The following is a 23,567-nucleotide window of genomic DNA, read 5'->3' as shown; positions in this document are numbered from 1 at the left end:
TCGTAATGGACAAATATACCGATCATCTAGGGCGGCCAGTTGTCGCAATTACCGGAGCTGGTGTCATCAGTTCTTTAGGTCAGGGAAAAGATAAAAACTGGGAAAAGCTTGTCAATGGTGTCAGCGGCATTCACAGGATTACGCGCTTTCCGGTTGAAGGTTTGACCACACAAATAGCGGGCACGGTAGATTTTCTTGAAGAAAGTCACATCGGTGCTTCAGCTTTATCGGAAAAACTGGCGACAGTTGCTGCAAGCGAAGCAATTGAGGAAGCCGGACTTGATGAAACTGCTTTTAACGGGCCACTCTTTTTAGCTGCTCCTCCGGTAGAACTTGATTGGAAGTCGCGTTTTGCTCTTGACGATGAAGTTAATCGCGAAAAAAATCCGTCCTATCAGGCATTTTTGGAAATATGCGCTAAAACCCCTCATCAAGCTTTTTTCGAGACTACGCAATTCGGCTATATCGCCGAACGTTTGAAGGATCATTTCGGAACAACCGGCCTTCCTGTTACTTTGTCTACCGCCTGCGCCTCCGGCGCAACGGCAATACAGCTTGGTGTTGAAGCTATAAGACGCGGCGAAACCGATCGCGCATTGACAATTGGTACAGATGGTTCGGTTTCGGCGGAAGCTCTGATAAGGTTTTCTTTGTTATCCGCTCTTTCAACGCAAAACCAGATACCCGAGAAAGCCTCGAAACCTTTCAGCAAAGGCCGTGATGGCTTCGTAATGGCTGAAGGGTCAGGTGCACTTGTTCTTGAATCTCTCGAAAGTGCATTAAAGCGGGGAGCAAAAGTTCTGGGTATTCTTGCCGGTTGCGGAGAAACAGCCGACGACTTTCACCGCACGCGGTCAAAACCCGATGCTTCTCCCGCTACTGCATCTATGCGCAAAGCATTGGAAGATGCAGGTATTGGCATTGATGACATTGATTATATCAACGCTCATGGGACCTCGACACCGGAAAACGAAAAGATGGAATATCTGGCCTTGTCAAATGTCTTCGGCGAACATGTTCATGATGTTCCGGTGTCATCCAATAAATCCATGATTGGCCATACACTGACTGCGGCCGGTGCGATAGAGGCCGTTTTTTCACTATTGACCATCAGAACCGGTATTATGCCGCCAACCATCAATTATGATGACCCTGATCCAGCAATTCCACTTGATGTAGTGCCTAACAAGTGCCGGAAGGGTAATGTGACCTCTGTTCTTTCCAATTCTTTCGGATTTGGCGGACAGAATGAAAGTCTTGTCATCAGAGCTTATAACGGGTAACTCACCTTTTAACGGCATTCTCTGGCACATTATTTTTAAGAAGGAATAGTCATGCGCGCATTGCAATTGCTTGACGACAAACGTCTTGAATTAACTGAAATAGCGCCTCCTCCGGCTCCCGGCAATGGTGAAGTTACTGTTCAGATAAAGGCTGTAGCGCTTAACCATATCGATGTTTGGGGATGGCGTGGTATGGCTTTTGCAAAGCGCAAATTACCGCTCACAATCGGAGCGGAAGCTTCTGGCGTTGTCCAGTCGATTGGTTCGGGTGTTGGTAACCTTCAGGTGGGACAAATTGTATCCATTTATGGAGCAAGAACCTGTGGACTTTGCAAAAACTGTCGTGAAGGACGGGATAATCTTTGTACACATGTCAGCGGTGTTCACGGCTTCCATATTGACGGTTTTGCCTGCGAGGCTGTGAATTTGCCTGCCCGATTGCTGGTACCGGCACCGCTTGATTGTGATGAAATTGATGCCGCTGTCGCTCCAATCACTTTCGGAACTGTCGAACATATGCTGTTCGATAATGCAAAACTTCAGCCCGGCGAGACAATTCTCATACATGCCGGTGGATCAGGCATCGGTTCGGCTGCGATACAATTGGCAAAGCGTATGGGCTGCACGGTTTATACAACAGTCGGCTCTGACGGCAAAATCGAAAAAGCGAAAGCTCTCGGTGCCGATGTCGTCATCAACTATCGGAACGATCGGTTTGAACATGTTGTAAGAAAGCTGACCAAGAAAAAAGGCGTCGACGTCGTTTTTGAACATGTCGGTGCTGATACCTGGGCCGGTTCGATGCTGTCTTTGAAACGCGGCGGACGCCTCGTTACGTGTGGTTCGACATCAGGTGTTTCTACATCAATGAACCTTATGCAACTCTTCCAACAGCAATTGAAAATTTTCGGTTCTTTCGGCTGCCGAATGGAAAATATGGCGAATGCCATGCAAAAAATGGCAGAAGGCATTGTTCATCCGGTTGTTGATACCATTGTCGATTTTGGAGACATTGAAAAAGCATTGAAACGGATGGAAAGCCGTGATGTGTTTGGTAAAATCATCCTGAAAATCAGTTGATGCAAAAATTGCGTTCAAAACTCATTCTTTTTCGTATCCGGACGAAATTGAAAGACTGGTGGGACTGGTCTTGGGCACATTTCGTCGCCGGATTGATGGCGCTTATTCGCTATCTTCCGGCAAAAGCAGGAATCGGCTTTTTTGCTTGGTTTGCCCGAACTGTTGGGCCCCTACTCCCACGTCACCAGATTGCACTCGACAATTTGCGTCAGGCCTATCCGGAAAAAGATCCTGAATGGATCCGTAAAACCGCTCTTGAAATGTGGGAAAATATGGGGCGTTTATTTGCGGAATATGTATTCCTTGATAAAATTTTCGACTTCGATCCGAATGCCAAAAAGCCCGGTCTGGTTGAAGTCGATGGAATTGATATCTTTGTCCGGCTCCGAGACGAGAAAAAACCGCACATTTTCTTTACAGCCCACACCGGTAATTTTGAACTTTTACCCATTTGTGCTGCAACATTCGATCTCAATGTAACGGCACTTTTTCGCCCGCCGAATAATCCCTATATCGCAAAACGGGTTTTGAAGGCCCGGCGCACTGCTATGGGGCATCTTGTACCTTCCAAAGCCGGTGCTGCTTGGGCGCTTGCAGGCAAATTGGCAGAAGGTGAAGATGTCGGCATGCTGGTCGATCAAAAGTTCCGCCGTGGTATAAAGGGAACTTTTTTTGGTAGACCTGTCAGAACCAACCCTTTATTGATCAAGCTTGCCCGCCAATATGACTGCGATGTCTACCCTGCCCGCTCTATCCGCTTACCGGGTGGACGTTACCGGCTGGAACTTTATGAACGCATGGATTTGCCAAAAGATAAGGACGGCAATATTGATGAGGTTGCAGCCGCCCAAAAGCTGAATGACACTGTTGAAACATGGGTGCGCGAATATCCTGGTCAGTGGATGTGGTTCCATAAACGCTGGGACGATTAGTATCTCTTATAACGTTCCCCGAAAAACGGATTTCCCATTTGTTGCACCCGCTGGATATCTATTCGGCATTGCGGATTATCATGATAACGCATAACTCCACATTAGGCTTCCAACACAATAATGACGGCAATATTGACAAAGTCATGGGTTCACGAAAGCGACGCTCCAGCGAGAAGCAAGCTATGTGATTATCAGTAAAATAGCGGCATTTTGATAGATATATTGACTTCCGATCGCTTTCTCAACCATTGGGAAGCTCGTAAGTTAAAAAGCACAAAGCTCTAAAAGATGAGTGCTTTGAAGATAGCATCAATAGGCTTTTAAAGCTTTTGTACGAGCAACAGTTTCCGGCTATTTGCCAAACTTCCCGAGGACGAAATAGCAAACGAGATATTATTCCCTTTCAGGCTTTATCGCGACTGAAAAAGAGAGTGGGTCCGGGGGCGTTTGTTTAGAGACTAAATTCAATGAACGGTTCTATCGCTTTGACGAGGCAAATTCCGGTTTTTTAATATCAAAACTTGCGTCCGCACACGGCTGTCAAATTTATATGCTTTTGCACCGTTCTTTGTTTGAAGCTCTCCTTAATAGAGGAGACAAACCTAAATAGCCCGATACACCCCCTCGTTTTTCGGCAGATAATCCCACAAATTCGAAGAGAAAAAATGGCGATATTTTCTGTCTCTCGGCACGAACGCTAAGACAAAGCGAAATATCGCATCATCAGCCGTTCTTTATCGTTAGCTGGGAAGCCGCCTTAATCTGCAACTGCAACCATAACATCGGATGATTTTATAACAGCAGCAGCAGGTTCACCGACTTTTAGCTGAAGATCATCAACCGCTTCATTGGTAATGGAGGCTGTTACCACTACACCACCAATATCAATCTGGACATGGGCTGTTGTCGCACCTTTTTTAATGGCGACAATTTTACCTTTAAGAATATTACGCGCACTGATTTTCATTCCTCAATTTCCTTTCCGGCTAAGGTTTATTTATAACCATCTGGGTTTTTGACCTGAAAATTCCACATATCCGCGCACATTTTTTCCAAATCTTTTTCGGCTCGCCAATGAAGTTTATCAAATGCCGTCGACGGATTGGCGAAAAATTCCCCAATATCGCCGGGGCGTCTTGGCCCGACTTCATATTTTATTTTCTTGTTCGATATATGTTCAAATGCCTTTATGACATCCATCACGCTATAACCGCGACCGCGTCCGAGATTGATAACATCGCAACCAGGATGTTCTAGGGTCTTCAAGGCTCGTAAATGCCCCTCGGCCAAGTCACTCACATGAATATAATCACGCACTCCGGTTCCGTCTTCGGTGTCATAATCATTTCCCCATATCATGACTTTATCGCGTTTTCCCGAGGCAACCTGAGCTATGATAGGCATAAGATTATTAGGAATACCCTTGGGATCTTCCCCTATCAGTCCGCTCTCGTCTGCCCCAACGGGATTGAAATAGCGAAGAATGGAAAATGCCCAACTCGGGTCGCTTGCGTAAAAATCACGTAGCATATTCTCTACCGTCAGTTTCGTGCGCCCATAGACACTCACCGGATTGAGCGGATGTTTTTTCATCATAGGGTAAATATTTCGGAGGACCATAAACAGTGGCTGTTGATGAAAAGACCAGTTTTTCACACCGGTCGACTTCATAGCTTGCAGCAAACGCAAACTTCCCACCACATTGCAATCATAATAAAGATCCGGCTTTTTTTCGGATTCGGCAACAGATTTCAAGCCGGCAAAATGGATGACCGCATCGCATTTATGATGTTCCAAAACATATTCGACAAAACTACGATCACGTACATCACCTGACTCGTTCGTCGGTGCACGTCCTGTGAGCTTCTCAATTCTGCGCAATACTTCCGGATGACTATTACCGAAATTATCAAGAATAATAACACGATAGCCGGCATTCATAAGTGCCACACAACAATGCGAACCTATGTAACCCGCGCCGCCAGTTACCAAAATATTCATAATGCAACCTATAGACCACAAGACATGTGACTTTTATGAAAGAATTCTTTATCACTGACAAGCCGTTGAATGGAATAAATTATTGCATTTTTTTAATATCAGAAAGATTTTTCATCATGGAACCATCAAACAATATTGACCGTCTGATCGAAATTATGAAAGCCCTGAGAGATCCTGAAACAGGTTGTCCTTGGGACCAGAAACAGGATTTCAAATCCATAATCCCTTATACTGTTGAAGAAGTTTACGAAGTAGCCGATGCAATCGAACGGAACGATAAATATGATCTTTGTGAGGAGCTTGGAGATTTGCTCTTGCAAGTTGTATATTATGCCCAAATGGCCGAAGAAGAAGGCAGTTTCAACTTTGGTGATGTTGTCTATGCTATAACAAAAAAGATGATACGTCGGCATCCCCATGTTTTCGGGTCTCCTGCACAGAGAAAGAAGGGACTTATAAAGGGTGAATGGGAGCGCATAAAGAAAGAAGAAAAAGCAGAAAGGAGCGAGAAGCGAAAATCGGCAAACCTTCCCGACGATACTCCAAAAGGCTATCTCGCATGCGTAAAATCCACCCAGCCATTGGAAAAGGAAGCTATTGCGTTACAACAGAGAGCTGCAGAAGTCGGATTTGACTGGACAGACCCTGCCCCTATTTTTGCAAAAATAGACGAGGAAGTAAAAGAACTCAAAGACGCTCTTCAATCCAAAAATAAAAAAGACATAGAAGATGAATTCGGCGATGTTTATTTTACGCTTCTCAATCTTGCAAGACGACTTGGCGTTTCGCCACGAACCACGTTAAAAAACGCAAACCAGAAATTCCGCTACCGTTTCAACTTTATTGAAAACGAGCTCAACAAAAATAATAAAAGCCTGAATGATGCCTCTCTAGACGAGATGGAAAAACTCTGGAACGAAGCCAAAGTTGAAAGCCGTCGAAAACAGCCAAATCCCCAATAAACAAAATTCGCAGTAAACGAAATCCCCAGAAAGCAAAATCCCGAGTAACTAAGACTGAACGTTTGTTCTCTGATGATGCGAAAGTTTTAATGGTATCAAATTTTGTGAATAACTGCGAAACGCAATGAAATCTACCCTATCGCGCGATCAAATCGCGATCGGGTTAGCATAACTGATTTCGCAGTTCTTATTACTTTTGGGCGACAGCCAAATCAGCTTGGGTCGCAGGACGAATTTCAACGGACATTCCACAACCACAAGCAGAGGTCTGATTGGGGTTATTAAAAACAAATCCGGTATGTAAAGTGGTTTTTTCAAAATCGATCTGTGTGCCCAGCAGGAACAGCGTGGCTTCACGAGACACAAAAACGCGTGCACCGTCGTCTTCTGCAATATCGGCATTCTCGACAAGGTTTTTTGCGAGGTCGACAGTATATTCCATACCCGCGCATCCACCTTTTTTTACGCCCACAACGATTCCACATGCATCGTTATTTGCCATTATGTCACGAATGCGCTCTTTGGCAGCATCTGTCATTGTGATTACTGAAAATCCGGCCATAGATTGCTTGTTCCTTTTAAATTCCGATTGCTAATCTGGTGTTTCAATCGTCTCGCGTCAAGATTTAATCGCGATTTTCGAAAATAGGGTTCAATCTTTGAATACCAATACGAAAATTTTGGTGCTAATATTCGTCTAACGAAAAATTCTATGAATGAAATTTGATCAAGTTGATGCGTCGTCTTATTATTTTTTGTCTGACATTTTTTAGCATTTTGACACTTGCTCCGGCCTCTTACGCTGCTGATGTCGAGAATGGAAAGATCGTTTTCAAACGTTGTGCCGCCTGCCATAATGCAGATAAGCCCGACAATCGGATCGGTCCGACGCTTCAAGGCATTATCGGGCGGAGAGCCGGCACACTTCAAGGCTACCGTTATTCACCTGCCATGGTGAATGCCGGTCAAAATGGCCTTATCTGGAATAGAGAGACACTCATAACCTATCTTCATAACCCGCAAGGGATGGTAAAAGGAACGCGCATGGCATCCATTCGCCTGAATAATGATTCGGATATTGATGACCTCATTGCGTATCTGAATTCGGTCTTGCCTGTTCCCGATAAAAAATAAACCAAATCCGCATTAAAAATCCGACTTTTGCCGGCTGGCCTATGTTTGTTCTGCACGTGCCGGCATTACGCGTCTTCGGAATAACGGCACATTTTTTAAAATGATAAAAAATCAAATGGATTGTCTTTAGCTTCGTGAAAAAACGACAGATTAAGCAATTGTCGGGTTAAAGCATTTTGAAAATGGATTTAACACAGAAACCGGAATCGGTTTTTGCGGGAACGATAACTTCGCTTACAAAGATTTAAATGCCGGTGGGACGCAATGATGATCCCATAAGGTCAATAATCGAGGCTACAATTATTTATAGAAATCCGGAGAGAAACATAATTCGGGTTCCCGTCAAATTTGCACAAAACAACGCAATTGAATAGCGTTTTAGCAATTTTGATCTTTTTAAGAATTTTTCACTTGCCTTTATATCGCTAGTATTTTAGGCCTTCTTCACGGTTCGGAGCGTAGCGCAGTCCGGTAGCGCACTTGACTGGGGGTCAAGGGGTCGTGGGTTCGAATCCCGCCGCTCCGACCATTCTTCTTTCAATATCTTGATCTTTGTTTTCAGCGACCGGATGTTTTCCGGTTCATCACTGCAAAATGGTGCTGTGGGCGCAAAACTATTATTCTTTCCTTATTCCAGTGAATTGATGAAATGCGCATGAAACAATTGTCGCTTTCGCTTATCGCCTACGATTGCTTCGGCGCAATTTGCTTAAATAACTTTCATTAAAAACGTTAAATATAAAAAGGCTCCGGAAAGTCCGGAGCCTCGAAATACACGGTCTATCGCGGGTAACCCGCTCTCTGTCGTCGATTTAACGAGGCAGCAATGTCTCTCCCATCAGGAATTCATCAATGGCACGAGCAGCCTGCCGCCCTTCCCTGATTGCCCAAACAACGAGTGATTGGCCGCGTCTCACGTCACCGGCTGCAAAAAGCTTATCGACACTGGTTTTATAATTGTTCGTATCGGCCAAGACAGAATGCGCTCCGCGACGGTCAACCTTCAACTTCAGACGGTCTCCCAACTCGCTACAAACACCAGCTTCGAATGGTCCGGCAAAACCGATTGCGACAAATGCAAGATCAGCTCGAATAAAAAACTCGGTACCGGCTATCGGTTTACGTTGTTCATCGACATGACAACATTTTACATGGGTCAATTCGCCATTTTCAGCAACAAACTCGAGTGTAGCAACCTGAAATTCGCGTTCTGCACCTTCCGCCTGACTGGTCGAGGTGCGCATTTTGGTAGCCCAATAAGGCCAAACGCTGAGTTTATCTTCTTTTTCTGGTGGCTGAGGACGAATATCCAACTGGGTTACCTTCACTGCACCCTGGCGGAAAGCCGTTCCCACACAATCCGAGGCGGTGTCCCCGCCGCCAACGACAACAACATGTTTTCCATCAGCAATAATGGGTGGCGAAGGCCAGCCGACTGATTCGATATTTTCACGCCCAACACGTTTATTTTGCTGAACGAGATAACACATGGCGTCATGCACACCTTGAAAATGGATGCCCGGAATATCGATCTTGCGTGGCGTTTCAGAACCACCGCAATAAAGAACCGCGTCATAATTGGTTAACAGATCATCAACCGCCTTGTCGACGCCGATATTGACACCGCAATAGAAAGTGACACCCTCGCCTTCCAATTGTTCGATACGACGATCGATATGATGTTTTTCCATCTTAAAATCGGGAATGCCGTAACGTAAAAGCCCTCCCGGACGGCTTTCACGTTCGTAAACATCAACCATATGACCAGCACGGGCAAGTTGCTGCGCTGCTGCCATTCCTGATGGGCCTGATCCGATAATGGCAACTTTTTTTCCTGTTTTCGCCTCATTAGGTTGAGGCGCAAAAAAACCAAGTGCAAAAGCCTTGTCAGCCAATGTCTGCTCGATTGTCTTGATTGTTACAGGAACATCCTCAAGATTGAGCGTACAGGCCTCTTCACAAGGTGCCGGACAAACGCGGCCTGTAAATTCAGGAAAATTGTTTGTGGACAGAAGATTGTTAATCGCTTCCTTCCAATTGCCTTTATAAACAAGGTCATTCCAATCCGGTATCTGGTTATTGACGGGACACCCCGTCGAACCATGACAGTAAGGAATGCCACAATCCATACAGCGCGCGGCCTGTTTCTGCACCTCTGCTTCGGACATCGGAATAGTAAATTCCCGAAAATGGCGGATGCGATCAGAAGCTGGCTGATACTTTTGAGATTGGCGATCTATTTCAAGAAAACCGGTTACTTTACCCATTTTTGTTTCCGTATCTGAAGTTTGCACTATGGACACCGGCTGCTGTTATTCAGCAGCCGTTTCCATGCGCATCTGTTCCATTTCTTCCAAAGCACGGCGATATTCGACCGGCATAATTTTTACAAATTTCGGACGATATTGATCCCAATTATCCAGAATTTCCTTGGCCCGTGCCGAGCCAGTGTAATGCAGATGATTGGCAATCAGTTGGGCCAGTCGCTCTTCATCATGGTGGGTCATATTGGCCGAGACATCTACCCGACCTTTATGCATGAGGTCACCACCGTGATGATGAAGTTTTTCAAGCATATCATCTTCTTCGGGAACAGGTTCGAGTTCAACCATCGCCATGTTGCATCTTTTAGCAAAATCACCTGCTTCATCGAGTACATAGGCAACGCCACCAGACATGCCGGCAGCAAAATTTCTGCCGGTCTTGCCGATTACGACAACGATACCGCCGGTCATATATTCGCAACCATGATCGCCAACTCCCTCAACGACCGCAGCAACGCCGGAATTACGCACGGCAAAACGTTCGCCTGCCACACCGCGGAAATAACATTCGCCTTCAATCCCGCCATAAAGAACGGTATTTCCGACAATAATTGAATCCTCGGCGACAACATTGCTGTCTTCAGGTGGACGAACAATAATTCTGCCGCCAGAAAGACCTTTGCCAACATAATCATTACCGTCGCCAATAAGGTCGAAGGTTATCCCCTTGGCAAGGAAAGCACCAAATGACTGACCGGCTGTGCCCCTGAAATGAACGTTTATGGTGTTATCCGGCAATCCCCTTTGACGATAACGTCTCGCCACTTCGCCAGAGAGCATTGCACCGGCAGATCTGTCAACGTTGCGTATAAGCGTTTCAAACTCGACAGGCTTTTTTGTTTCGAGAGCTGCCGAAGCGCGCTCAATCAGCTTACGGTCAAGCACATCCTCAATCGGATGATGTTGATGTTCCGTGTGCCTTGTCTGTTTCTTTTCGGCATCGGGCTTATAGAAGATACGACTGAAATCGAGACCCTTTGCTTTCCAATGATCGATCGCCGGCTGTTTATCCAACAAATCCGATTGACCAATAATATCGTCGAGTTTTTTGAAGCCCATATGTGCCAGAATAGCGCGTACTTCTTCGGCAAGATAAAAGAAGAAGTTGATCACATGTTCCGGCGTTCCTTTGAAACGCTTACGCAATACGGGATCCTGTGTCGCAACGCCGGTCGGGCATGTGTTAAGATGGCATTTGCGCATCATGACACAGCCTGCAGCAATCAGCGGAGCTGTCGCAAAGCCGAATTCGTCAGCCCCGAGAAGCGCCCCGATAATGACATCGCGACCTGTTCTTAAACCGCCATCAACCTGTAATGCAACACGCGAACGCAAACCATTGAGAACCAGCGTTTGCTGGGTTTCGGCAAGTCCCATTTCCCACGATGAACCGGCGTTCCTGACCGAGGTCAAAGGAGAAGCTCCCGTACCACCGTCATAACCGGAAATCGTAATGTGATCGGCACGAGCCTTGGCAACACCTGCCGCAACTGTTCCAACACCTACTTCCGACACAAGTTTTACAGAAATGTCTGCAAATTCATTGACATTTTTCAGGTCAAAAATGAGCTGCGCCAAATCTTCGATCGAGTAGATATCGTGATGTGGAGGCGGTGAAATCAAACCGACACCCTGCGTCGAGTGACGCGTTTTGGCAATAATAGCGTCAACTTTATGCCCCGGTAATTGTCCACCTTCACCAGGCTTGGCACCTTGCGCTACCTTGATTTGTATAACATCGGCATTAACAAGATATTCTGCCGTTACCCCAAAACGTCCGGAAGCCACCTGCTTGATAGCCGACCGTTCCGGATTTTGTGTACCGTCCGGCAAAGGATAAAGACGATCAGGCTCTTCACCACCTTCACCGGTGTTGGATTTTCCGCCGATTTTATTCATGGCACGAGCCAATGTCGTGTGAGCCTCACGCGAGATCGAGCCGAACGACATTGCACCGGTTGAAAATCGCTTTACAATTTCGGTAGCCGGTTCAACGTCCTCGATAGCGACGGGTTTCGCACCACGCTCTTCTGCGCTTTTGATTTTGAAAAGACCACGAATGGTTTTTGCACGGGCGGTTTCACCGTTTATACGTTGTGAATAAGCCGTAAAAAGCGCCGGATTGGATGTGCGAACAGAATGCTGCAAACTTGCAACTGCATCTGGCGTCCAGATATGCGCTTCACCACGAATACGATATGCATATTCACCGCCAACATCAAGCGAATGGAGGAGAACAGGATCATTGCTGAATGCGGATGTATGGCGTTTAACTGTTTCAGCCGCAATCTGGTCCAGATCGACCCCTTCGATTGTGGTTGCTGTACCCGTAAAGAAACGGTCAACAAAAGACTGTTTTAGCCCGACTGCATCGAATATTTGCGCGCCACAATAGGATTGATAGGTTGATATGCCCATTTTGGACATAACCTTGAGCATACCTTTGCCAATCGATTTTATATAACGATAAATTACTTCGTGCTCTTCAACTTCTTTCGGAAATTCCCCGCGCTCGAACATGTCGATCAATGTGTCGAATGCGAGATACGGGTTAATCGCCTCTGCCCCGTAGCCTGCAAGGCAACAGAAATGATGAATTTCTCGAGGTTCGCCAGTTTCGACAACCAATCCGACGGACGTGCGCAACCCTTTTCTGATGAGATGATGGTGAACAGCAGCTGTCGCAAGCAATGCAGGAATAGGAATACGGTCCGGTCCAATCTGTCGATCGGACAGAATGATAATATTATAACCACCGTGAACCGCTGCTTCTGCACGCTCACAGAGGCGTTCGACCGCACCTTCAAGCCCTTCTGCCCCTTCCTGAACGGAATAGGTTATATCAATTGTCTTTGTATCAAAGTGGTCTTCCGTCTGGCCAATAGCGCGGATTTTTTCGAGATCGCCGTTTGTCAAAATCGGTTGACGAACTTCCAGACGCTTGCGACGCGAGGTTCCTACCAAATCGAATATATTCGGACGTGGACCGATGAAAGAGACGAGACTCATCACCAGCTCTTCACGGATTGGATCAATTGGCGGATTGGTAACTTGCGCAAAGTTCTGCTTGAAATAAGTATAAAGCAGTTTGGATTTATCGGACATTGCCGAGATCGGTGTATCAACACCCATTGAGCCGATCGGCTCTTGTCCGGTTGTTGCCATTGGTGAAAGCAGAAACTTCTTGTCTTCCTGCGTATAGCCGAACGCCTGTTGACGGTCGAGCAGCGACACATCCTTGCGTAAAGACCGCGGTTCGACGGGAGCAAGATCTTCCAGAATAAGCTGGGTGTTATCGAGCCATTGACGATAAGGATGCTTGGAGGCAATTTCGGACTTTATTTCTTCATCCGATACAATGCGCCCTTCCTCCAGATTGATGAGCAACATTTTGCCCGGCTGCAAACGCCACTTGCGAATAATGTGCTTTTCTTCAACCGGAATAACGCCGGCTTCCGAAGCCATGATGACATAATCATTATCTGTCACGATATAGCGCGCCGGACGCAGACCATTACGATCAAGCGTTGCACCTATCTGGCGACCATCGGTGAAGGCAATTGCTGCCGGTCCATCCCACGGTTCCATCAATGCCGCATGGTATTCATAGAACGAACGCCGTTCGACACTCATCAGACTATTTCCTGCCCAGGCTTCCGGAATGAGCATCATCATCGCATGAGGGAGCGAGTAACCACCCTCATATAAAAATTCCAAAGCGTTATCAAAACAGGCTGTATCCGATTGTCCTTCATAGGAAATTGGCCAGAGTTTTGAAATATCATTGCCGTAAAGCTCTGAATCGACCGAAGCCTGACGGGCAGCCATCCAGTTGACATTTCCTCTCAGCGTATTGATTTCACCATTATGAGCAATCATCCGATAAGGGTGGGCAAGTTTCCAGGATGGAAAAGTATTGGTTGAAAACCGCTGGTGCACAAGCGCCAAAGCACTTTCAAAACGTTCATCCTGCAAATCTTTGTAATAAGCACCGACTTGAAAGGCCAAAAACATGCCTTTGTAAATGACAGTGCGGGACGACAGACAAACGACATAAAAGCCATTATCTCTGCCACCTGTCTCATGGAAGATTCTGTTCGAGATAACCTTGCGCAGCACAAAAAGCCGCCGTTCAAAATCGTCATCCGATTTTATAGACGGGTCGCGACCGATAAAAACCTGCCGATGAACCGGCTCTGTTGCAACAATCGCAGGCGCTTTCGAGAGCGAAGAATTATCAACCGGCACATCACGAAAGGCAATAAAATGCTGGCCTTCCGAGGCAATAACTTCCTTGACAATCTGCTCGATATGGGCACGCATCGCTTCGTCGCGCGGCATGAATATATGTCCGACAGCATATTGACCGGCTTTCGGCAATTCCACGCCCTGTTCGGCCATAACTTCACGAAAAAAACGGTCCGGTATCTGGACCAATATACCTGCACCATCTCCCACCAAAGGATCTGCCCCAACCGCACCCCTGTGAGTGAGATTTTCAAGCATGAAAAGCCCATCTTCAATGATCTTGTGGGATTTTACATTTTTCAACTGTGCAATAAATCCCACCCCGCAAGCATCATGCTCATTTTTAGGGCTATAAAGTCCTTGCGCGGCCGGAATTCCATAAGCCGACGTGGCCCCTGCGCCCGCCAATGATGACGTTATTGAACCATTTTGAGTAATTTTATTACCTGAAATAACGCTATCCGACATTTAGAAAGCCCTTTTTTCACAAACCAATATGAAAACTACGCCAGAAATTTGCTGTTTTTAGTCTTCAAATAGCATTGTTAGCACGGCGTAATCTCTCGTTTAAGAAGCTATGTCAGAAAGATTCTAAGTTTTCAACTGCTAAACGTAAAAATTGAAATATTATTTCAATAATTGTTTATTTAATTTATTTTTATTATTTTAATTATGATATTTCGTTTCATTTATTTTTTAGCTGGAAGAAAAAGGCTTCCTCTCCTTTAAAAATCCCCGAGAGTCTGTGGCAGGCGAAGTGCCTCTCCGGATAAAGATTGGAATAGTGGTTTTAAAAACGCGCTTCAATTATTGTCGACTAAAATTCAAGGTTTGAGTAGAGCAAAAATTCATTCCGGTACATTCATTTCAGACAAAAATCGATAATAAAAAAGCGTGAGGCCTGTCATTGACAGACCAACACGCTTTCCGAAGTCAACATTCAGGAATAATTATTCCGCTGCTTCAACTTCCACATCATGTTTTTGAACACGCTTGTTAGTGTTAGAAGCTTTTGGAGTCTGCACCGCTATTTTACGCGGCTTCATTTCTTCGGGAATTTCCCGTTTCAATTCAATATGAAGCAAACCATTTTGAAGCTGTGCGCCAACCACTTCAACGTGATCAGCTAATTGGAAGCGACGTTCAAAGGACCGCGAAGCAATTCCGCGATAGAGAAAATCACCTTCATCATTTTCTTCTTCATGTGATTTCTCACCCTTTACAGTGAGTTGATGGCTTTGTGCTTCAATATCAATTTCATCTTCGGAAAATCCGGCCACCGCCATGGAAATCCGATAGGAATTCTCGCTCAACCGTTCGATATTATACGGAGGATAAGCTTGAACACTCTCCGGTTGTGTCATCGTATCAAACATATTGAATAAACGGTCAAAACCGACAGTTGAACGATATAATGGTGAAAAATCTACTTGACGCATAATAATTGCCCTCCTTCAGAGCGACGATTTGTTTGGTTACGGCAATCTCCAAAAAGGCAGATCAATATAACCAACGACCCCGTATCGGCGATCGCAAAGCTTATCTGGTTATTAATTAGTCGACTTTCAAGACATTGGCTAAAAATTGTTCAAAATTTAACATCCGCAAATAGACGCCAATCCCAAGTCGGGCGTAGAAGGTTTTTTTCATTACGCTCCTCTCGCTTAAGGTTCTCTTTCATTCATTTTCCCGAAATCGGAATTTTGTAATTTTACCCGTTCCAAGCAGGAGCAAGTTATGTTTTTGTGATACATTCCGATGAGGTAAAAAGTCGGAAATGTTTTTTAAATTTTGCGGACTAAATGGACAAAGGCTATAGCGAGACAACAAGGTGAGATAGTAGAATTGGACACGCTCCTGACAATGCCAAGCGACAAGAATGGAATTTACTTTCTCCACACGTCCTTGATGGAAACTTCGGACAAAAGACACTTGCGCATTGTTTCGAAAGTACAAAAACACAACTACAAAAAAGGCACTCTGATTTTTCTTCAGGGGATGGAAGATAGTTGTGAAAGATATGGAGAATTGTTTTACGAGCTATCGGCACGTGGCTTCTCTTATGCGTCCTTTGATTGGTATGGGCAGGGTGAATCTGTTCCTGAAACAGGGAATAAGAAAATTTCCAGATTAACCTTCGATATCAATCAGCACATAGGTGATCTTGACGAATTTCTGCAAAAGATTGTTTATCCCGATTGCCCACCTCCTTACTATTTTCTGGCTTATGATATGGGATGCCTTATCGCAATTTCCGCACTCGATATCATCAACAACCAGTGCCAACGCTTTATAGGTCTTTCACCGCTTTTCACTCCATTGGGGTACACGACCGGCAGTTTCCAAAGCAAACTCACCAGCCTCATGACCGATTTTGGTCTTGGCCGCTTGAAACTGCCACGAGCTAAATCACTATTTTCAAACATTAGCGGTCCGACAAAAGGAACGAATTCTGAAATTGATCGGCTAAAAAACTCGCAAAATATTCCTTTACCTGACAGGCGCTGGCTTGCCAGGGTTCTTGAAACAGTAAATTTTGCAAAGGCCCGCTTAAACAAAAACGATTTGCGTTTCCCGACGATTTTTGTTCTGGGGCATAATGATAAACTGATCAATACTCAGAAATTGCTTCGTTTTAGCAACAATGTCAGGCTCGCCGACATAATGACCCTTTTTGGTGCCGGGCACGACATCCTGAATGGGGCAGACAATTCTAAAAAGCAGTTCTGGGCACTATTCGACACGTTTATTCCGGGCACCAAGGCCTATGATATCAATTATTGAGGATTGATAGAGCTGCATCGCATAATTCCGGTGTAGCTGCTGCCACGATATTTCCGGCATCCTCCGCCTTTTCACCATTCCACTGCTTGATGACGCCGCCAGCCTGTTCGATAATCGGAATGAGTGCCATAATATCATAAGGTTTCAGTTCTGTTTCAACGACCAGATCAACAAAACCCGCGGCAAGCATGGCAAATGCATAACAATCCGCACTGTAACGCGTTAAGCGTGCTTTTGAGCGGAGTTCCGAAAAACGTGCTTTGTCTCCCCCTTTGAAAAGCTCGGGATCAGTTGTAAAAATTGTCGCTTCAGCAAGCAATTTGCACGAGCTTGTGTAAAGCTTCCGGTGCTGGCCATCATAATTTGTATAAAGATAACTTCCCTTTCCGGAACTGTAATAAAGTTCGCTTGTGAAAGGTTGTGTCATCATCCCTGCTACTGCTTTGCCAGCTTTTTTCAATCCTACAAGACTGCCCCAAACGGGCATTCCCGTAATGAAAGACCGCGTCCCGTCTATCGGGTCGACGACCCATATATGGTCGTTAAGCCCATTCAAAGCGGGAAATTCCTCACCCGCGATTCCATCATCAGGACATTGCTGATGGATAAATTCACGTAAGGCAATTTCTGTTTTGCGATCAGCAATTGTTACGGGGTCGAAACCACTTTTGTCTTTATTATCAATTGAAAGCGTATGTCGAAAAAAAGGTAGAGACGTCTCCTCTACTATTTTAGCGATTTTTGAAAAAATTCGAATCCCGGAAGATCACTCATGATTACTCTCGATTGTTTATTATCAGGTCGAACCGGATAGAGCTCATTTAAACTGCTTTTTCATAAAAAGACAATCACTGCCTGATACGTGCTCGCCACCGCAAAATGTTCTCGCATTTCCAATATATGATAGAAATCTTCGATTGGCTTTATCTTTCCGGCCAATTTACGTTCCGTCAGAAAAGTGACCGATTTGTCTTGTCTAACAATAATCACACTATTCGGCAGCTATTTTGCAAAGCGTGAATTCCTGTTCCGGAAATGCCATAAGATCAGCCGACAAAGAAGTGAGATCATTTTGCAGTGAAGCGAAATTATGGTTCGCTTCAAGTGTAATTTCGTCGAGATAGAGACTTCTATTGATTTCAATTTGAAGAGCATGGATATTTTCGGCGGGTTTTCCGTAATGGGCAGTAATAAAACCGCCCGAATACGGCCGGTTGAGACTGACATTATATCCCTTTTCTCTTAAAAGCTCGGCGGTATATTCAACAAACGCATTGGTGCAGGATTGCCCATATTGATCGCCCAAAATAAAATCCGGTTGTTCGCCACCGTTAAAAAACTTCAGTTTTCCAGGCATTGAGTGGCAATCTATAAGAACTGCAAAACCGAACCGTTTCCGCATTGAATTGAGCGTTGATTCAAGATGCTTATGATAGGGAACATATAGACTATCAATACGTTTCAAAGCATCTTCCAGATGGATTCGCCCGTTATATATCGGTAAATCACTCGCTACGTTTTTTGGTATAGTCCCCAAGCCTGCCATAACACGTGTCGACGGATTTGGAACATAATCCGGCATGGGTTCGAAAAACATATCAGGATCAAGCTCGTATTGGTCACGATTGACATCGATAAAAGACCGTGGGTAATTTGCTGCCATAAGCGCGGCACCAAGCCCTACAACTTTCCCGAAAAGCAAATCGACGAAACAATCTTCCGACATCCGGATCGTAAAATTGTCGAGCACGGATTGTTCCAGAAAGCTTTCCGGATAAAACCTGCCAGAATGAGGTGAATTGAACAAAAACGGCACACGCAGTTCAGCCGGTTCAAATATTGAAATGCTGTCACGCCGTTTGCATTCATATTAATAGCCTGCCCATTTTTTGTTTGTTTCATAAAAGGTAAACCAGTTTTTATGGCATTCGCAACCGGCAATTAACCATTATAAGAAACAAAGTCCATTCAACATGCCTTTACCGCTTTTTTACCAATCTAATTTATTGTATGAGTAAGAGTGAGATAAGGTTCCAAATCGAATAAACAACTGCTGGACATTATTATGAAACGAATTTTGCTTGCCGAAGACGATAATGATATGCGTCGATTTTTAGCAAAAGCTCTGGAACGGGCCGGTTACGAAGTTACCGATTTTGATAACGGTGCAAGCGCCTATGAACGGCTTCAGGAAGAACCGTTCTCACTTTTATTGACCGATATCGTGATGCCGGAAATGGATGGTATAGAGCTCGCTCGCCGTGCAACCGAAATTGATCCGGATTTGCGGGTAATGTTTATCACCGGATTTGCTGCTGTAGCACTCAACTCCGACAGCAATACACCAAGAGATGCAAAGGTTCTGTCCAAGCCATTCCATTTGCGTGAACTCGTTTCCGAAGTCGAAAAGATGCTTATCGCAGCTTAAAAGATATTTTTAAAAATCCACAATTTCCCGATTTATAAGCGATTTTTTATAAAAAGGCATTGACCTCACCGTTTTGTTGTGGTGTATGCAACAGCGTCAGATGGGCGTGTAGCTCAGAGGGAGAGCACTACATTGACATTGTAGGGGTCACAGGTTCAATCCCTGTCACGCCCACCATCTGTTTTTCAATTAATCCGTTTTCTTGCTTAAAAAATTTGTTTTTCCGTTTGTTGCTTATCGTCATAGAACGGCTACGAGTTACCTCTTTGTTGAAGCAAACAAGCTTTTATCCCCTCTTCATATCGCACTCTATTAATTAGGCCATTTAATCGTTTCTGGTTCATGCCATGTCAATCACATGACAATTGTTCAGAAGCTATGCGTTTCTGAAATCGGGAATCATTAAATCGGCTGCATATTCGGTTTTTTGATTCCCCACGTGACGAGTGCCTCTGCTTTTTTAAAAAATTTATGAGTGGAATTGCCGAGAAAGACAAAAATTCAATTGGCTATTCGCGTTGAAGCAAAAAACTTTTATCCAAACTGAAGGCAAAGTTGTAATTATGACAATTCAATCGCCATAAGCTCTGGTGAAGCCAATAATCACGAAGTTAATCTGATTTCCAAAATCGTTCAGATATCTCACAGGAAATAGCACGTAAAAAGCTGCCTGAACATAAAACGGCGCTCCATTTAATAGTTGCGTCCGGAATAAGCTTCTCTCGGGACCAGATGGTGTTAACCTCTTTCCCGTGAGGTTTTAGTTCCATTCAACTATAGGAAAGGAGTGGTATTAAAAGAAAACATCCTATGACTTTGATATCGGCAGGCTACAAAATTTCTTGATCAAAAATTCGCATAAATGACCGAAACTGCAATAAAAACCCGCCCTCGCCTGTACCGTATTCAAAACGAAGCCGCTTTATACTGACGAATTTTTGTCCACTTGAAACGCGCAGAATTAAACGAAATGGATTCAAGAAATATCAGTCATCGTTAAGAACTATTCCGATTGTCGTGGCCTGTTGCGTATATTATGCCCTGACAAATCACGGACATAGTGAATGCTGTTCACTCTCAAATGACAATCAATCCCGGCCACGAATTTAAAATTATATTTTTCAGCACCAATCGAGAGCTTAACGAGCGCGATCAAGAACTCTTTTGCATTCGATCAATTCAAACAAAGCTTCCTGAAGCAAGGTTTTGTTATCCTTGCCTTTTCCGATATTGCTTCCGCCCACTTCAGTGTCGGAATCGGATTTCATGAAGCTGAACAGGCCTCTGGATTGCGGTTGTTTTGCTGGTAGCGGTGTGTTTTCGGCTTCCTCTTCAGCTTTTTTCTTCCTCGTAATTGCATCAATTGCAGCAACGTCTCCATTGCCCAACGCAATTACAAAGGCTATGCCATTCTCTTTCAATAGGCGCTGTGCACCTTTTATTGTGTAACCTTGTTCATAAAGAAGTTGCCGAATTCCTTTCAGCAAATCCACATCGGCTGGCCGGTAATAACGCCGCCCGCCCCCACGTTTTAACGGCTTGATCTGGGAAAAACGTGTTTCCCAAAACCTTAGAACGTGTTGAGGTAGATCCAACGCTTCAGCAACTTCGCTGATTGTACGAAAAGCATCTGGACTTTTATCCATTTTTTGGCCTTTTCCGAATATAACAACCTCGAACTTTCTGGTAATTGACAGTTACCGCAATGCTACTTCAATTTTCACAAAACTCCGGCATATGCAAATAAACAATCGGCCATTGGCTCCTGCCACAGCTGTCGAATATCGGTCTTTTTGCTCTGCCTAAATATATATAGGTAATTTTACGATTTTTTGGACCGATGACCGTCGAGAATTTTTTTCTTCAAAACATTCGATGCCTTGAATGTCATAACGCGACGGGGGGAAATCGGCACTTCTTCACCTGTCTTCGGATTGCGACCAATACGTTCTGTCTTGTTACGAACATGAAAAGTTGCAAACGACGATAATTTTACCGTCTCGCCTTTGACAATTGCATCGCAAACTTCATTAAGGATCATTTCAACCAATGAAGCCGACTCTGTGCGTGACAGGCCAACTTTTCTGCAAACTGCATCTGCTAAATCCGCGCGCGTCACTGTATTACCAGCCATAACAATCGCCTTCTTATAATTGAAGTATAAAAAACTTATACGTTAAACATATTATCGGTCAAGTTGTCTTGGCACTACCAACGGATAAGAATAGCTCCCCATGTGAATCCGCCGCCCATTGCCTCCAGCATGACCAGATCACCTTTTTTTATTCTACCATCTTTAACCGCTACCGCAAGCGCCAAAGGCACAGACGCGGCCGAAGTATTGCCATGCTGATCAACGGTGATCACAACTTTTTCATCAGCGATACCAAGTTTTTTGGCCGATGCGTCGATAATACGTTTATTGGCTTGATGAGGTACAAACCAGTCAAGCTCGGAAGGCGATATTCCGGTTGCAGAAAAGCAATCATCCACAACGTCGGTAATCATCCCGACAGCATGTTTGAATACTTCTCGACCTTCCATTCGCAAATGCCCTGTGGTTTGCGTGGTCGAAGGGCCACCATCCACGTAAAGCTTGTCGACAAATGCACCGTCTGAACGTTGTTTACAGGCAAGAATACCACGATCACTGTTATTGCCACTCTGGTTCTCGACAGCTTCGAGAACAACAGCGCCCGCGCCGTCCCCGAAAAGCACACATGTCGAACGGTCGTTCCAATCAAGAATACGCGAGAAGGTTTCCGCACCAATGACAAGAATTCGCTTGGCCATGCCGCCTTTCAAATAAAGATCGGCAGTTGTCATTGCAAAAATGAAGCCTGAACAGACTGCCTGAACATCGAACGCAAAGCCGTGCGACATTCCCAACGCATTCTGTATTTCCACCGCCGAAGCGGGAAAAGTATGGTTAGGTGTTGCTGTTGCCAGAATAATGCAGTCGATATCGGCGACAGTAAGTCCGGCATTATCAAGAGCAGCTTGTGCGGCAGCCGCTCCAAGAGAAACGGTCGTTTCATCTTTTCCGGCAATATAACGCTGGCGGATTCCCGTCCGTTGAACGATCCATGCATCGGATGTCTCGACAATCCCCTCGAGCTCGCTGTTCAACATTTTCTTTTTAGGCAGCGCACTTCCTATGCCACATATGGCAGATCGAATCATTCAGTTCTATCCTTAACCAGCGAATCAATAATTAATTTTCAATGCGTTATATATGCTCCGCACCATGGCCCGCATGGTCACCATGATTGAGAAGTTCGGGTTTTTTATCGTGAAAATGCCTCAAATCCGCTGCGATTTTCTCGAGAAGTTTATTGTTAACCATTTCATAGCCTACACGTAAAGCAGAAGCAAACCCATCCGCATCGGTTCCACCATGACTTTTAATAACAACACCATTCAAACCAAGTAAGACACCGCCGTTTACACGTCCGGGATCCATTTTTTGCTTGAGCTTACGAAAAGCACTGATCGACAGAAGATAACCGAGTTTTGTCAGCCATGAGCTGGACATTGCTTCACGCAATATTTGCGCCATTTGCCTTGCTGTACCTTCGGCTGCCTTCAAAGCGATATTACCCGAAAATCCTTCGGTAACGACAACGTCGACAGTACCTTTCCCTATATCATTGCCTTCTACAAAGCCTTTATATTCCAATCCGTCGAGCCCGATTTCACGCAGCATCATGCCTGCCTGCTTGATTTCATCAAGTCCTTTGACTTCCTCCACTCCTATATTAAGAAGACCGACTGTCGGACGTTTGACATTATAAAGCGCACGAAACATACCGGCTCCCATGACCGCCAGATCAACAAGTTGATCCGACGACGCGCCGATGGTTGCACCTATATCAAGCACAAGACTTTCACCACGCAATGTCGGCCAAACCCCTGCAATACCGGGACGGTCGGCTTCTTCCATCATTCTCAAACAAAAATATGACATTGCCATCAATGCACCGGTGTTACCGGCTGATACACAGGCATCGGCTTCACCATTTTTCACAGCTTCGATCGCTTTCCACATTGATGACTTGCCGCGCCCGTTTCGCAATGCCTGACTAGGCTTCTCGTCCATACGGGTATAAGTTTCGGTCGCTATGAATGTTGAACAGGAACCAAGTTCCGGATAACGCTTCAAAACCGGTTCAACTGCACTCGCAACGCCATAAAAAATAAAACGTATTTCAGGAAAACGTTTCTGCGCAATTGCTGCACCGGCAATTGTGATCTCAGGGCCAAAATCGCCGCCCATTGCATCCACAGAAATTCTGATCACTCTCAAATGTCCTATTAGTTTCGAATTATATATAAGCAATGCCGCAATAAAGCGACGCTGTGTGAAACTTAACGCCAAAAATACCGGTTTA

At 45.0% G+C, this 23,567-nt stretch carries 19 protein-coding genes and 2 tRNA genes; 9 read left to right on the top strand and 12 right to left on the bottom strand.

Features of this window, described 5'->3' with window-relative positions; translation table 11 throughout:
• The first annotated feature begins 5 nt into the window (after window positions 1-5).
• Genes BBC0178_RS05250 through BBC0178_RS05240 form a run of 3 tightly spaced genes read left to right on the top strand, consistent with a single transcriptional unit; the run spans window position 6 to window position 3,295 of the window.
• A complete protein-coding gene (locus BBC0178_RS05250) occupies window positions 6-1,283 on the top strand; it encodes a beta-ketoacyl-ACP synthase (RefSeq protein ID WP_078039448.1) in 1,278 nt (425 codons plus the stop codon).
• Window positions 1,284-1,334: 51 nt separating this feature from the next.
• Complete coding sequence (locus BBC0178_RS05245) at window positions 1,335-2,363, top strand: zinc-binding dehydrogenase (protein ID WP_078039447.1); 1,029 nt, start codon at window positions 1,335-1,337, stop codon at window positions 2,361-2,363.
• Window positions 2,363-3,295, top strand: coding sequence for a lipid A biosynthesis lauroyl acyltransferase (locus tag BBC0178_RS05240; RefSeq protein WP_078039446.1), 933 nt, complete (start codon window positions 2,363-2,365; stop codon window positions 3,293-3,295). Before BBC0178_RS05245 ends, BBC0178_RS05240 begins: the two co-directional genes overlap by 1 nt.
• Before the next feature lie 757 nt (window positions 3,296-4,052).
• On the opposite strand, the gene BBC0178_RS05235 is transcribed toward BBC0178_RS05240, so the two are convergent.
• Complete coding sequence (locus tag BBC0178_RS05235) at window positions 4,053-4,262, bottom strand: TOBE domain-containing protein (RefSeq protein WP_078039445.1); 210 nt, start codon at window positions 4,260-4,262, stop codon at window positions 4,053-4,055.
• Window positions 4,263-4,288: 26 nt separating this feature from the next.
• Window positions 4,289-5,296, bottom strand: coding sequence for a UDP-glucose 4-epimerase GalE (gene galE, locus BBC0178_RS05230; RefSeq protein WP_225868347.1), 1,008 nt, complete (start codon window positions 5,294-5,296; stop codon window positions 4,289-4,291).
• A gap of 116 nt (window positions 5,297-5,412) precedes the next feature.
• Here galE and mazG point away from each other — a divergent pair, with 116 nt between their 5' ends.
• Window positions 5,413-6,258, top strand: a complete 846-nt coding sequence (gene mazG / locus BBC0178_RS05225; RefSeq protein ID WP_078039444.1) for a nucleoside triphosphate pyrophosphohydrolase — start codon at window positions 5,413-5,415, stop codon at window positions 6,256-6,258.
• Between the two features lie 190 nt (window positions 6,259-6,448).
• On the opposite strand, the gene BBC0178_RS05220 is transcribed toward mazG, so the two are convergent.
• The gene (locus BBC0178_RS05220; RefSeq protein WP_078039443.1) at window positions 6,449-6,820 is read right to left on the bottom strand and encodes an iron-sulfur cluster assembly accessory protein; all 372 of its coding nucleotides are present in this window, start codon (window positions 6,818-6,820) and stop codon (window positions 6,449-6,451) included.
• A 173-nt stretch (window positions 6,821-6,993) separates the two neighbouring features.
• Between BBC0178_RS05220 and BBC0178_RS05215 the strand changes: the two genes are divergently transcribed.
• Entirely contained in the window at window positions 6,994-7,392 is a 399-nt protein-coding gene (locus BBC0178_RS05215; protein WP_078039442.1) for a c-type cytochrome, read from the top strand.
• Between the two features lie 452 nt (window positions 7,393-7,844).
• Window positions 7,845-7,921: transfer RNA gene (locus BBC0178_RS05210), tRNA-Pro, on the top strand.
• Between the two features lie 283 nt (window positions 7,922-8,204).
• On the opposite strand, the gene BBC0178_RS05205 is transcribed toward BBC0178_RS05210, so the two are convergent.
• From BBC0178_RS05205 to BBC0178_RS05195, 3 genes are all read right to left on the bottom strand, one after another.
• Entirely contained in the window at window positions 8,205-9,659 is a 1,455-nt protein-coding gene (locus tag BBC0178_RS05205) for a glutamate synthase subunit beta (RefSeq protein WP_078039441.1), read from the bottom strand.
• Window positions 9,660-9,704: 45 nt separating this feature from the next.
• A complete protein-coding gene (gene gltB / locus BBC0178_RS05200) occupies window positions 9,705-14,432 on the bottom strand; it encodes a glutamate synthase large subunit (RefSeq protein WP_078039440.1) in 4,728 nt (1,575 codons plus the stop codon).
• 482 nt (window positions 14,433-14,914) lie between these two features.
• Window positions 14,915-15,403, bottom strand: coding sequence for an Hsp20 family protein (locus BBC0178_RS05195; protein WP_077971255.1), 489 nt, complete (start codon window positions 15,401-15,403; stop codon window positions 14,915-14,917).
• Window positions 15,404-15,809: 406 nt separating this feature from the next.
• Between BBC0178_RS05195 and BBC0178_RS05190 the strand changes: the two genes are divergently transcribed.
• On the top strand, window positions 15,810-16,748 hold the full coding sequence (locus tag BBC0178_RS05190) for an alpha/beta fold hydrolase (RefSeq protein WP_149867421.1): 939 nt from the start codon (window positions 15,810-15,812) through the stop codon (window positions 16,746-16,748).
• Here BBC0178_RS05190 and hisN read toward each other — a convergent pair.
• Complete coding sequence (gene hisN / locus BBC0178_RS05185) at window positions 16,738-17,505, bottom strand: histidinol-phosphatase (protein ID WP_078039438.1); 768 nt, start codon at window positions 17,503-17,505, stop codon at window positions 16,738-16,740. The two genes, BBC0178_RS05190 and hisN, sit on opposite strands and share 11 nt — an antisense overlap.
• Window positions 17,506-17,739: 234 nt before the next feature.
• A complete protein-coding gene (locus BBC0178_RS05180; protein WP_225868346.1) occupies window positions 17,740-18,564 on the bottom strand; it encodes an N-formylglutamate amidohydrolase in 825 nt (274 codons plus the stop codon).
• A 249-nt stretch (window positions 18,565-18,813) separates the two neighbouring features.
• Between BBC0178_RS05180 and cpdR the strand changes: the two genes are divergently transcribed.
• Window positions 18,814-19,176, top strand: a complete 363-nt coding sequence (gene cpdR, locus BBC0178_RS05175) for a cell cycle two-component system response regulator CpdR (RefSeq protein ID WP_075870787.1) — start codon at window positions 18,814-18,816, stop codon at window positions 19,174-19,176.
• Window positions 19,177-19,278: 102 nt separating this feature from the next.
• A tRNA-Val gene (locus BBC0178_RS05170) sits at window positions 19,279-19,353 on the top strand.
• Window positions 19,354-20,315: 962 nt separating this feature from the next.
• Here the strand turns inward: BBC0178_RS05170 and BBC0178_RS05165 are convergent.
• The 4 genes from BBC0178_RS05165 to plsX form a co-directional block, all read right to left on the bottom strand.
• On the bottom strand, window positions 20,316-20,822 hold the full coding sequence (locus BBC0178_RS05165) for a MerR family transcriptional regulator (RefSeq protein ID WP_077971252.1): 507 nt from the start codon (window positions 20,820-20,822) through the stop codon (window positions 20,316-20,318).
• Window positions 20,823-20,998: 176 nt separating this feature from the next.
• Complete coding sequence (locus BBC0178_RS05160) at window positions 20,999-21,310, bottom strand: integration host factor subunit alpha (protein ID WP_077971250.1); 312 nt, start codon at window positions 21,308-21,310, stop codon at window positions 20,999-21,001.
• Between the two features lie 74 nt (window positions 21,311-21,384).
• A complete protein-coding gene (locus BBC0178_RS05155; RefSeq protein ID WP_077971248.1) occupies window positions 21,385-22,359 on the bottom strand; it encodes a beta-ketoacyl-ACP synthase III in 975 nt (324 codons plus the stop codon).
• 46 nt (window positions 22,360-22,405) lie between these two features.
• Window positions 22,406-23,476, bottom strand: a complete 1,071-nt coding sequence (plsX, locus tag BBC0178_RS05150; RefSeq protein ID WP_078039436.1) for a phosphate acyltransferase PlsX — start codon at window positions 23,474-23,476, stop codon at window positions 22,406-22,408.
• Between the last annotated feature and the right edge of the window lie 91 nt (window positions 23,477-23,567).

This window comes from Ditibartonella apihabitans (genome assembly GCF_002007485.1).
GTDB lineage: Bacteria > Pseudomonadota > Alphaproteobacteria > Rhizobiales > Rhizobiaceae > Bartonella > Bartonella apihabitans.
Note: the sequence above shows the minus strand (reverse complement) of the source record. Positions and strands in the feature narration are given on the sequence as shown.

Bases quoted from the DNA above. Each gene is read 5' to 3' on its own strand.
- BBC0178_RS05250 (WP_078039448.1), top strand. From the start codon at position 6: ATGGACAAATATACCGATCATCTAGGGCGGCCAGTTGTCGCAATTACC.
- BBC0178_RS05245 (WP_078039447.1), top strand. From the start codon at position 1,335: ATGCGCGCATTGCAATTGCTTGACGACAAACGTCTTGAATTAACTGAA.
- BBC0178_RS05240 (WP_078039446.1), top strand. From the start codon at position 2,363: ATGCAAAAATTGCGTTCAAAACTCATTCTTTTTCGTATCCGGACGAAA.
- BBC0178_RS05235 (WP_078039445.1), bottom strand. From the start codon at position 4,262: ATGAAAATCAGTGCGCGTAATATTCTTAAAGGTAAAATTGTCGCCATT.
- galE (WP_225868347.1), bottom strand. From the start codon at position 5,296: ATGAATATTTTGGTAACTGGCGGCGCGGGTTACATAGGTTCGCATTGT.
- mazG (WP_078039444.1), top strand. From the start codon at position 5,413: ATGGAACCATCAAACAATATTGACCGTCTGATCGAAATTATGAAAGCC.
- BBC0178_RS05220 (WP_078039443.1), bottom strand. From the start codon at position 6,820: ATGGCCGGATTTTCAGTAATCACAATGACAGATGCTGCCAAAGAGCGC.
- BBC0178_RS05215 (WP_078039442.1), top strand. From the start codon at position 6,994: ATGCGTCGTCTTATTATTTTTTGTCTGACATTTTTTAGCATTTTGACA.
- BBC0178_RS05205 (WP_078039441.1), bottom strand. From the start codon at position 9,659: ATGGGTAAAGTAACCGGTTTTCTTGAAATAGATCGCCAATCTCAAAAG.
- gltB (WP_078039440.1), bottom strand. From the start codon at position 14,432: ATGTCGGATAGCGTTATTTCAGGTAATAAAATTACTCAAAATGGTTCA.
- BBC0178_RS05195 (WP_077971255.1), bottom strand. From the start codon at position 15,403: ATGCGTCAAGTAGATTTTTCACCATTATATCGTTCAACTGTCGGTTTT.
- cpdR (WP_075870787.1), top strand. From the start codon at position 18,814: ATGAAACGAATTTTGCTTGCCGAAGACGATAATGATATGCGTCGATTT.
- BBC0178_RS05165 (WP_077971252.1), bottom strand. From the start codon at position 20,822: ATGGATAAAAGTCCAGATGCTTTTCGTACAATCAGCGAAGTTGCTGAA.
- BBC0178_RS05160 (WP_077971250.1), bottom strand. From the start codon at position 21,310: ATGGCTGGTAATACAGTGACGCGCGCGGATTTAGCAGATGCAGTTTGC.
- BBC0178_RS05155 (WP_077971248.1), bottom strand. From the start codon at position 22,359: ATGATTCGATCTGCCATATGTGGCATAGGAAGTGCGCTGCCTAAAAAG.